General features: G+C 69.2%; 7 protein-coding genes and 1 pseudogene. All 8 read left to right on the top strand.

The window, feature by feature from the left end:
- The first annotated feature begins 146 nt into the window (after positions 1 to 146).
- Entirely contained in the window at positions 147 to 713 is a 567-nt protein-coding gene (locus AC1D15_RS09895; RefSeq protein ID WP_082004652.1) for an Lrp/AsnC family transcriptional regulator, read from the top strand.
- On the top strand, positions 710 to 1,639 hold the full coding sequence (locus AC1D15_RS09890) for a LysR family transcriptional regulator (RefSeq protein WP_047510615.1): 930 nt from the start codon (positions 710 to 712) through the stop codon (positions 1,637 to 1,639). The genes AC1D15_RS09895 and AC1D15_RS09890 overlap by 4 nt, the downstream gene beginning before the upstream one ends.
- Before the next feature lie 218 nt (positions 1,640 to 1,857).
- Entirely contained in the window at positions 1,858 to 3,957 is a 2,100-nt protein-coding gene (locus AC1D15_RS09885) for a bifunctional rhamnulose-1-phosphate aldolase/short-chain dehydrogenase (RefSeq protein ID WP_477825845.1), read from the top strand.
- A 14-nt stretch (positions 3,958 to 3,971) separates the two neighbouring features.
- Positions 3,972 to 5,264: an L-rhamnose catabolism isomerase gene (gene rhaI / locus AC1D15_RS09880; protein WP_477825844.1), complete on the top strand. Its 1,293-nt coding sequence runs from the start codon at positions 3,972 to 3,974 to the stop codon at positions 5,262 to 5,264.
- 115 nt (positions 5,265 to 5,379) lie between these two features.
- Positions 5,380 to 6,309, top strand: a complete 930-nt coding sequence (gene rhaS, locus AC1D15_RS09875; protein WP_156155090.1) for a rhamnose ABC transporter substrate-binding protein — start codon at positions 5,380 to 5,382, stop codon at positions 6,307 to 6,309.
- Positions 6,310 to 6,317: 8 nt separating this feature from the next.
- Entirely contained in the window at positions 6,318 to 7,853 is a 1,536-nt protein-coding gene (locus AC1D15_RS09870; RefSeq protein ID WP_477825843.1) for a sugar ABC transporter ATP-binding protein, read from the top strand.
- The gene (locus tag AC1D15_RS09865; RefSeq protein ID WP_477825842.1) at positions 7,850 to 8,842 is read left to right on the top strand and encodes an ABC transporter permease; all 993 of its coding nucleotides are present in this window, start codon (positions 7,850 to 7,852) and stop codon (positions 8,840 to 8,842) included. The genes AC1D15_RS09870 and AC1D15_RS09865 overlap by 4 nt, the downstream gene beginning before the upstream one ends.
- Positions 8,839 to 9,163 (top strand): annotated as a pseudogene (locus AC1D15_RS09860) (ABC transporter permease); the annotation flags it as partial. The gene AC1D15_RS09865 and the pseudogene AC1D15_RS09860, both read left to right, overlap by 4 nt.

The raw sequence follows: 9,163 nt of genomic DNA, 5'->3' as shown, positions 1-9,163 counted from the left end.
GAGGATCGGTGAGGCGCGTCGACCGCTCGTGGCGGCGTCGGCAGCGGTCAGTGTAGGGATTCGCTTCGCGCAAGTCCTTTCTATGTTTGCCCTCTCAGAGGGGCTGCGCGCAATAATCTTGCTGACATCTTCATGTGATGACGAGAATGACGCTCAAAAAGCCCGTATCAGGGAAAACCAGCAGGCCGCCCGCCTCGACATCTGCGGCGCCCAGCCCCGAGGCGCATGGCGCGACGCTCGACCGCTACGACGTGCTGATCCTGCGCGAGCTGCAGCAGGACGCGCGGCTGTCCAACGCCGAGCTCGCGACGCGCATCGGCCTGTCGGCCGCGCCGACCTGGCGGCGCGTCAAGTGGCTGGAGGAGCAGGGCTACATCACCGGCTACCGCGCCGAACTCGACCGGCGCAAGGTCGGCCTGGGCGTGCTGGCTTTCGTGCGCGTGGATGCGAACCGCAACACCGGCACCGAGACGCGCGCGCTCGAAGACGCGATCCGCCAGCTGCCCGAGGTGATCGCGTGTCACTACATCTCGGGCGCCGGCACCTTCGAGCTGCAGGTGATGGCGACCGACCTCGATGCGTTCTCGCGCTTCTCGATCGAGACGCTGCTGAACCTGCCGAACGTGAAGGACATCCACACCAGCTTCTCGCTCGGCGAGGTGAAGGCGGGCGGGGCGCTGCCGCTGACGCACCTGAAGGCGGGCGGCGCATGAAGAACCTGACGCTGCGCCAGCTGCGCGCCTTCGAGGCCGCCGCGACCACGCTGAGCCACTCGCGCGCCGCCGAGCAGCTGCATCTCACGCAGCCGGCGGTGTCGATGCAGATCCGGCTGCTCGAAGACGAACTCGGGCTGCCGCTGTTCCGCAAGCAGGGCCGCGGGCTGCAGCTCACCGAGGCCGGCGACGAACTGCTGCGCCATGCGCGCGGCATCCTCGGCGCGATCCGCCAGGCCGAGGAGGCGCTGACCTCGATGAGTTCGGGCGAGGGCAGCACGCGCGGCCAGCTGCACCTGGGCGTGGTGCCGACGGCGAACTACTTCGCGCCGCTGCTGATGATGGCGTTCCGCGAGCGCTTTCCCGAGGTCAAGCTGAAGCTGTCGGTGGACCGGCGCGAGACCATCCTCGCGCTGCTGAACGAGCACCAGATTGACGTCGCGATCGCCGGCTACCCGCCGTCGGAGGCCGATGTCGAGGCCGAGGCCTTCGCGCGCCACCCGCACTGCATCGTCGCCGCGCCGGCGCACCCGCTGGCCGGCAAGCGGCGCATCGCGTGGAGCGAGCTGAAGGGCGAGCCGTTCATCTTCCGCGAGCCGGGCTCGGCGACGCGGCAGTTCCTCGAGCACCTGCTGCAGTCGCAATCGCTGCAGGTCAACGTGACGATGGAGCTGTCGGGCAACGAGACCATCAAGCAGGCGGTGATGGCGGGCATGGGCATCAGCTTCATGTCGGCCCATGCGTTCCAGATCGAGCTGGCGGCCGGGCGCATGGCGGTGCTCGACCTCGTGGGGATGCCCAAGCTGCTGGATTGGTGCCTGCTGCACCGGCGCGATGGAGCGCTGGCGGGCGTGAATGCGGCGTTCCGCGAGTTCGTGCTGGAGCAGGGGGCGCGGCTGGCGCATTGCGAGCTTAAGGGCGGGTGATTGCCCGTGGTCGGCGCGGTGTTGCGAATGGCGCGCGCTGCATCGCGCCCCCACGTTTTCCCCGACTTCGTGGCCCGGATKCCAATCCGGGWCCCGGGTTGTCACCCGGGCTACGGGGAGGCATCAGCTTCTCTTCGCCATTCAATAAGAAACCATTGCTTGTCCTTATGCATGCCACCCCCTAGATTCCGTCTCGAACCGAGAGCTTCGAGACCGACATGACCGAACCGACCCTGCCCTTCCCGACCTGGGATGCCGCCCACGCCGAGCGCCTGGACGAGCCCGGCCGCCTGCTGTACCGATCGAACCTGCTGGGCTCCGACCTGCGCATCACGAACTACGGCGGCGGCAACACCTCCGCCAAGCTGCTGCAGCGCGATCCGCTCTCGCAGCAGGACGTGCAGGTGCTGTGGGTCAAGGGCTCCGGCGGCGACCTCGGCTCGATGAAGCTCGACGGCTTCTCGACGCTCTACCTCGACAAACTGCAGGCGCTGCAGACGCTGTACCGCGGCCCCGCGCATGAAGACGAGATGGTCGGCTACCTGCCGCACTGCACCTTCAACCTGAACGCGCGCGCCGCCAGCATCGACACCCCGCTGCACGCCTACCTGCCGTTCCGGCACGTCGACCACATGCATCCCGACGCGGTGATCGCGATCGCCGCGATGGAGAACAGCCGCGCGCTGACGCAGACGATCTTCGGCGGCACGGTCGGCTGGCTGCCGTGGCGGCGGCCCGGCTTCGAGCTCGGCATGCAGCTGCAGCGCTACGTGGCCGAGCACCCCGGCCTGCGGGGACTGGTGCTGGCCGGCCACGGCTTGTTCACCTGGGGCGATGATGCGCGCAGCTGCTACGAGAACACCGTCGGCGTGATCCAGGAAGCGCAGGCCTGGCTGCAGGCCGAGCGGCGCGAGCGCAAGCTCGTCAGCTTCGGCGGCGCGGCGCGCGAGCCGCTGGCGGGCGACGCACAGCAGGCGCTGCTGGCCCGGCTGCTGCCGGTGCTGCGCGGCGCCGTCTCGCGCAGCGGCCACAAGCTCGCGCACGTCGACCGCTCGGCCACGGTGCAGGAATTCGTCAACAGCCGCGACCTCGAGCGCCTGGCCGCGCTCGGCACCTCGTGCCCCGACCATTTCCTGCGCACCAAGATCCGCCCGCTGATCCTGCCGGCCTCGCTGTACGCGCTCGACGGCCCGGCGCTTGCCGCCGCGATCGAGGAGCGGCTGGCCGCCTACCGCGCCGACTACACGGCCTACTACGAGCGCTGCAAGCGCGCCGACAGCCCGGCGCTGCGCGACCCGAACCCGGTGATCGTGCTGCTGCCCGGCGTCGGCATGGTCTCGCTCGCGAAGGACAAGGCCACCGCGCGGATCGCCGGCGAGTTCTACGTCAACGCGATCAACGTGATGCGCGAGGCCGATGCGCTGGACCGCTATGTCGGCCTGCCCGAGCAGGAGGCCTTCGACATCGAGTACTGGCTGCTCGAGGAGGCCAAGCTGCAGCGCATGCCGAAGCCGAAGCCGCTGGTCGGCAAGGTCGCGCTGGTGACCGGCGGTGCCGGCGGCATCGGCCGCGCGATCGTCGAGCGGCTGCTGGCCGACGGCGCCTGCGCGGTGCTGCTCGACATCGACACGCCGGCGCTGGAGCAGGTCGGCGCGGAGCTGTCGAAACGCTTCGGCCGCGACGTGGTGCGCACGCTGCATTGCGACGTGACCGAAGAGGCCGCCGTGCTGCGCGCCTATGCCGGCGCGACGATCGAGTACGGCGGCCTGGACATCCTGGTGTCGAACGCCGGCATCGCGTCGGCCGCACCGATCGAGGACACCTCGCTCGCGCTGTGGATGCGCAACCAGGCCATCCTGTCGACCGGCTACTTCCTGGTCGGCCGCGAGGCCTTCCGCGTGATGAAGGCGCAGGGCAGCGGCGGCAGCATCGTCTTCATCGCCAGCAAGAACGGCATGGTCCCGAGCAACCAGGCAGCCGCCTATTGCGCGGCCAAGGCGAGCGAGATCCAGCTCGCACGCTGCTTCGCGCTCGAAGGGGCGCCGCTGGGCATCCGCGCCAACGTCGTGAACCCCGATGCGGTGATCCGCGGCAGCAAGATCTGGACGGGCACCTGGAGCCAGGAGCGGGCCGCCGCCAACAAGATCACCGAAGATGAACTCGAAGCCTTCTACCGCGACCGCTCGATGCTCAAGCGCAGCGTGCTGCCCGAGGACATCGCCGAGGCCACCTGCTTCTTCGCGTCGGAGTTGTCGGCCAAGTCGACCGGCAACATCCTCAATGTGGATGCGGGCAACCTCGCTGCCTTCCCACGCTGAACCAGGAGAACGCCATGCCGACACCGTTGATCGCCGCCAGTCTGGTCGAATCGCAGAACGCGCCGCTCGCCGCGCGCGTGCGTGACGACTACGACGCACTGGGCACCCAGCTCGCGCGCCGCGACATCGACATCGACGCGGTGCGCCGCCAGGTGGCCGCCTTCGCGGTCGCGCTGCCGTCGTGGGGCGTCGGCACCGGCGGCACGCGCTTCGCGCGCTTCCCCGGCGCCGGCGAGCCGCGCGACGTGTTCGACAAGATCGAGGACTGCAGCGTGATCCAGCAGCTCGCGCGCTGCACGCCGACCGTCTCGCCGCACTTCCCGTGGGACAAGTGCAGCGACTACAGCGAGCTGCGCGAGCATGCCGCGATGCGCGGCCTCGCGTTCGACGCGGTGAACTCGAACACCTTCTCCGACCAGAAGGGCCAGCCGCTCAGCTACAAGTTCGGCAGCCTCACGCACACCGACGCGGCGGTGCGGGCGCAGGCGGTCGCGCACAACCTCGAGGTGATCGAGATCGGCCGCGAACTCGGCAGCCGCGCGATCACGGTGTGGATCGGCGACGGCGCCAACTTTCCCGGCCAGCAGCATTTCCGGCGCAGCTTCGAGCGCTACCTCGACAGCACGCGGCGCATCTATGCGGCGCTGCCGGCCGACTGGCACATGTTCCTCGAGCACAAGATGTTCGAGCCGGCGTTCTACGCGACGGTGATCCAGGACTGGGGCTCCAGCCTGCTGGCTGCGCAGGCGCTGGGCGACAAGGCGCGCTGCCTGGTCGACCTGGGCCACCACGCGCCGAACGTCAACATCGAGATGATCGTCGCGCGGCTGGTGCATGCCCGCAAGCTGGCCGGCTTCCATTTCAACGACAGCAAGTACGGCGACGACGACCTCGACAGCGGCAGCATCAACCCGTTCCAGCTGTTCCTGGTGTTCAACGAGCTGGTGGATGCCGCGCAGTCCGGCGCGCCCGATTTCGCGCCGGCCTACATGCTGGACCAGTCGCACAACGTCACCGACCCGATCGAGAGCCTGATGACCAGCGCCGCCAGCGTGCAGCGCTGCTGCGCGCAGGCGCTGCTGGTCGACCGCAAGGCGCTGTCGGCGTACCAGGATGCCAACGACGTGCTGATGGCCTCGCAAGCGCTGAAGCAGGCCTTCCAGACCGACGTGACGACTATCCTGCAGCGCGTGCGGCTGGAGGCCGGCGGCGCGATCGAGCCGGTGGCGGCCTACCGCGCGAGCGGCTACCGCGCCCGGGTCGCCGAGGCGCGGCCCGCATCGGGCCCGAGCAGCGGCATCGTCTGAATCTTCCTTTCACGTTCCCCGTCAGTCCATAAAACCATCAGGAGACAAACCCGTGAAGAAACCTCTGCAAGTTCTGCTGGCCGCGCTGGTGTGCGCGGCTTTCGCCCCTGGCGCGATGGCGGCCGACAAGATCGCGCTGGTCGTCAAGAGCCTGGGCAACGGCTTCTTCGATGCCGCCAACCAGGGCGCGCAGGAAGCGGCCAAGGAGTTGAAGGACGTCGAGATCATCTACACCGGCCCGGCCAAGGCGACCGCCGAGGGACAGATCGAGATCATCAACTCGCTGATCGCGCAGAACGTGAAGGCGATCGTGATCTCGGCCAATGACCCCGACGCGCTGGTGCCGGCGCTGAAGAAGGCGATGGCGCGCGGTATCAAGGTGGTGTCGTTCGACTCCGGCGTGCGCAAGGACGGCCGGCTGATGCACCTGAACCCGTCGTCGAACGCGCTGATCGGCGAGAAGCTGGTGAAGATGACGCAGGACGCGATCGGCGCCACCGGCGAGATCGCGGTGCTGTCGGCGACCGCGCAGGCGACCAACCAGAACATCTGGATCGACGAGATGAAGAAGGTGCTCGCGAAGCCGCCGTACACCGGGCTGAAGCTGGTCAGCGTCGTCTACGGCGACGACCAGACCGACAAGAGCTACCGCGAGGCGCAGGGCCTGTTCAAGAGCTACCCGAACCTGAAGGCGATCGTCGCGCCGACCACCGTCGGCGTCGCGGCCGCGGCGAAGGCCGTGCAGGACGAGAAGAAGGTCGGCACGCTGTTCGTCACCGGCCTCGGGCTGCCGTCGGAGATGGCCGGCCACGTGAAGAGCGGCGCGGTGAAGTCGTTCGCGATCTGGAACCCGATCGACCTCGGTTACTCGGCGGTGTATGCGGCGCACCAGTTCGTGCACGGCAAGGCCAAGGGCGCGGCGGGCGAGAAGGTGTCGCTGGGCCGCGTCGGCACGGTGGCACTCGACGCGAACAACGAAGCGGCGATGGCCGAACCGTTCACCTACGACGCCGGCAACGTCGAGAAATTCGCCAAGTTCTTCTGAAGCCGCTGATGACCTCCCCGCTGCTGCAGCTGCGCGGCATCCACAAGCGCTACGGGGCGACGCACGCGCTGCGCGGCGTCGATCTCGAGCTGCAGCGCGGCGAGGTGCTGGCGCTGGTCGGCGAGAACGGTGCCGGCAAGTCGACGCTCGTGAAGATCCTGACCGGCGTGGTGCAGCCGGACGAGGGCACGATCGAGCTCGACGGGCGGGCGCTGCGTTTTGCGCATGCGCAGGCGTCGCAGGCCGCCGGCATCGTCGCCGTGCACCAGGAAACGGTGATGTTCGACGAGCTGTCGGTGGCCGAGAACGTCTTCATCGGCCGGCACCTGCAGCGCGGGCCGTTGATCGACTGGCCCGCGATGCATGCGCAGGCGGCGCAGGTGCTCGCGAAGATCGGCGCGCGCTTCGCGCCCGGCACGCTGGTGAAGGACCTGAGCCTGGCCGAGCGGCACCTGGTGGAGATCGCGCGCGCCTTGTCGCAGCAGGCCTCGGTCGTCATCCTCGACGAGCCGACGGCCGCGCTGTCGCAGCAGGAGATCCGCGATTTCTACGGCCTGGTGCGCACGCTGCGCGAGCAGGGTGTCGGCGTGATCTTCATCACCCACAAGTTCGACGAGATCTTTGCGGTGGCCGACCGCTGGCTGGTGCTGCGCGACGGCGCGTCGGTCGGGTGCGGTGCGATCGCGCAGGCCGAGGAGCGCGAGCTGGTGAAGCTGATGGCCGGCCGCGCGATCGAGCAGATCTACCCGGCCCCGGCCGCGCCGCCGGGCGAGGTGGTGCTGCGGGTGCGCGGGCTCTCGCACCCGAGCGAGTTCGACGGGTTGTCGTTCGAGCTGCGGCGCGGCGAGATCCTCGGCTTCTACGGGCTGGTGGGTTCGGGCCGCAGCGAGGCGATGCTCGCGCTGATGGGGCTGAACCCCGACGCGCGCGGCGAGTTCGAGATCGACGGCAAACGGTTCAAGCCGGGCCGCGCCGGCGACGCGATCGCGGCCGGCATCGCCTACGTGCCGGAGGAGCGGCAGCGCCAGGGCGGCATCCTGAGCTTCTCGGTGCAGCACAACATCAGCCTCGCGGGGCTCTCGCGCTTCGCGCGCGGGCCGTGGCTGTCGGCGTTGCGCGAATCGGCGCTGTGCCAGCGGATGATCGAGCGGCTGCAGATCAAGACCGGTTCGCCGCACACGCCGATGGCGGGGCTGTCGGGCGGCAACCAGCAGAAGGTGGTGATCGCGAAGTGGCTGGGGCTCGACCCGCGCATCGTGATCCTCGACGAGCCGACCAAGGGCATCGATGTCGGCGCGAAGCAGGCGGTGTACCAGCTGATCGGCGAGATGGTGGCGCAGGGGCTGGCGGTGATCCTGGTGTCGTCGGAGCTGCCGGAGGTGATGAACCTGGCGCACCGGGTGATCGTGATGCGGCGCGGGCGGCAGGTGGCGGAGTTCGCGCGCGAGGGTGCGGAAGCAGAGGCCGTCGTCGCGGCCGCATCGGGCCTGGTTGCACCGCCGCGGCCGCAGGCGCCCCTCGAGCTGCGGGAGCTGGCGGCATGATGAGCCTGAAAGGCCTGGGTGGGCGCCACCGCGAGCTGGCGCTGCTGGCGATCATCGTCGCGATCGCGCTGGCGGTCGGTGTGCGCGCGCCGGTGTTCCTGACCTGGCACAACGCGCTCGACATCGCGAACGATTCGGCGATCCTGGCGATCCTCGTGATGGGGCAGATGCTGGTGCTGCTGACGCGCGGTGTCGACCTGTCGGCCGCATCGAACCTGGCACTGACCGGCATGCTGTGCGCGCTGGCGGGGCGCGCGATGCCGGAGCTGGGCGTCATGCCGCTGGTGCTGCTGGCGATCGCGACCGGCACCGTGCTCGGCCTCGTCAACGGCTGGCTGATCACGTTCTTCGAGTTGCCGCCGATCGTCGTGACGCTGGGCACCTTGTCGGCGTACCGGGGTGCGATCTTCGTCGCGAGCCAGGGGGCGTGGATCTCGGACCACCAGATCCATCCGGTGATCAAGGGCCTGCCGCGCGAGCAGTGGGCGGGCCTGCCGGCGCTGGTGTGGATCGCTGCGGCGGTGGTCGTCGCGATGGCGGTGTTCCTGCGCTGGCGGCGCGAGGGGCGCGAGTTGTATGCGCTGGGTGGCAACCCGACCGCGGCGGCGTATGTCGGCATCCCGCTGCGGCGGCGCCTGCTGCTGGTGTATGCGGTGTCGGGCGCGCTGGCCGGGCTGGCGGGGCTGCTGTGGGTCGGCCGCTATGCGATCGCGTTCACCGAGCTGGCGTCCGGGTATGAGCTGACCGTGATCGCCGCCTGCGTGATCGGTGGCGTCAGCATCGGCGGCGGGGTGGGCAGCGTGGCCGGTGCGCTGCTCGGCGTGCTGTTCATCGGTGTCGTGAATGGGGCGCTGCCGGTGATCCAGGTGTCGCCGTTCTGGCAGCAGGCGATCGCCGGCCTCGTGATCCTGGTGTCGGTCGCGGTGAATGCCGGTGCGCAGCGGCGCAGCGGTCGGCAGATTCTCGAGAGACGAGAGGTACCTGCATGACGCGCGCATTCGGAACCTGGGAGCGCATGCTGCTCGCGCTGCTGGTGTTGCTGCTGGCCGGCTTCGGCTTCGGCATCGACGGCTTCATGTCGCCGTACGCACTGGCCGACAGCAGCTTCAACTTCAGCGAGAAGGGCTTGCTCGCACTGGCGATGGCGTTGCTGATCGTGGCCGGCGAGATCGATCTGTCGATCGCCGCGACGCTGTCGCTGTGTTCGCTGGCGATGGGCTTCGCGATGAAGGCCGGTGCCGGCCTGCCGCTGATGCTGCTGGCCGCCTTCGGCACCGGTGCCGCGGCGGGCGCATTGAACGGCTGGCTCG

The organism is Rhizobacter sp. P2_H2 (assembly GCF_056403375.1).
The sequence above is the reverse complement of the archived record's forward strand: the minus strand, read 5'-3'. Positions and strand labels throughout refer to the sequence as shown.

Excerpts from the sequence above, each read along its gene's own strand:
- rhaI (WP_477825844.1), top strand. The coding sequence starts at position 3,972 with ATGCCGACACCGTTGATCGCCGCCAGTCTGGTCGAATCGCAGAACGCG.
- AC1D15_RS09885 (WP_477825845.1), top strand. The coding sequence starts at position 1,858 with ATGACCGAACCGACCCTGCCCTTCCCGACCTGGGATGCCGCCCACGCC.
- AC1D15_RS09890 (WP_047510615.1), top strand. The coding sequence starts at position 710 with ATGAAGAACCTGACGCTGCGCCAGCTGCGCGCCTTCGAGGCCGCCGCG.
- AC1D15_RS09865 (WP_477825842.1), top strand. The coding sequence starts at position 7,850 with ATGATGAGCCTGAAAGGCCTGGGTGGGCGCCACCGCGAGCTGGCGCTG.
- AC1D15_RS09870 (WP_477825843.1), top strand. The coding sequence starts at position 6,318 with ATGACCTCCCCGCTGCTGCAGCTGCGCGGCATCCACAAGCGCTACGGG.
- rhaS (WP_156155090.1), top strand. The coding sequence starts at position 5,380 with ATGGCGGCCGACAAGATCGCGCTGGTCGTCAAGAGCCTGGGCAACGGC.
- AC1D15_RS09895 (WP_082004652.1), top strand. The coding sequence starts at position 147 with ATGACGCTCAAAAAGCCCGTATCAGGGAAAACCAGCAGGCCGCCCGCC.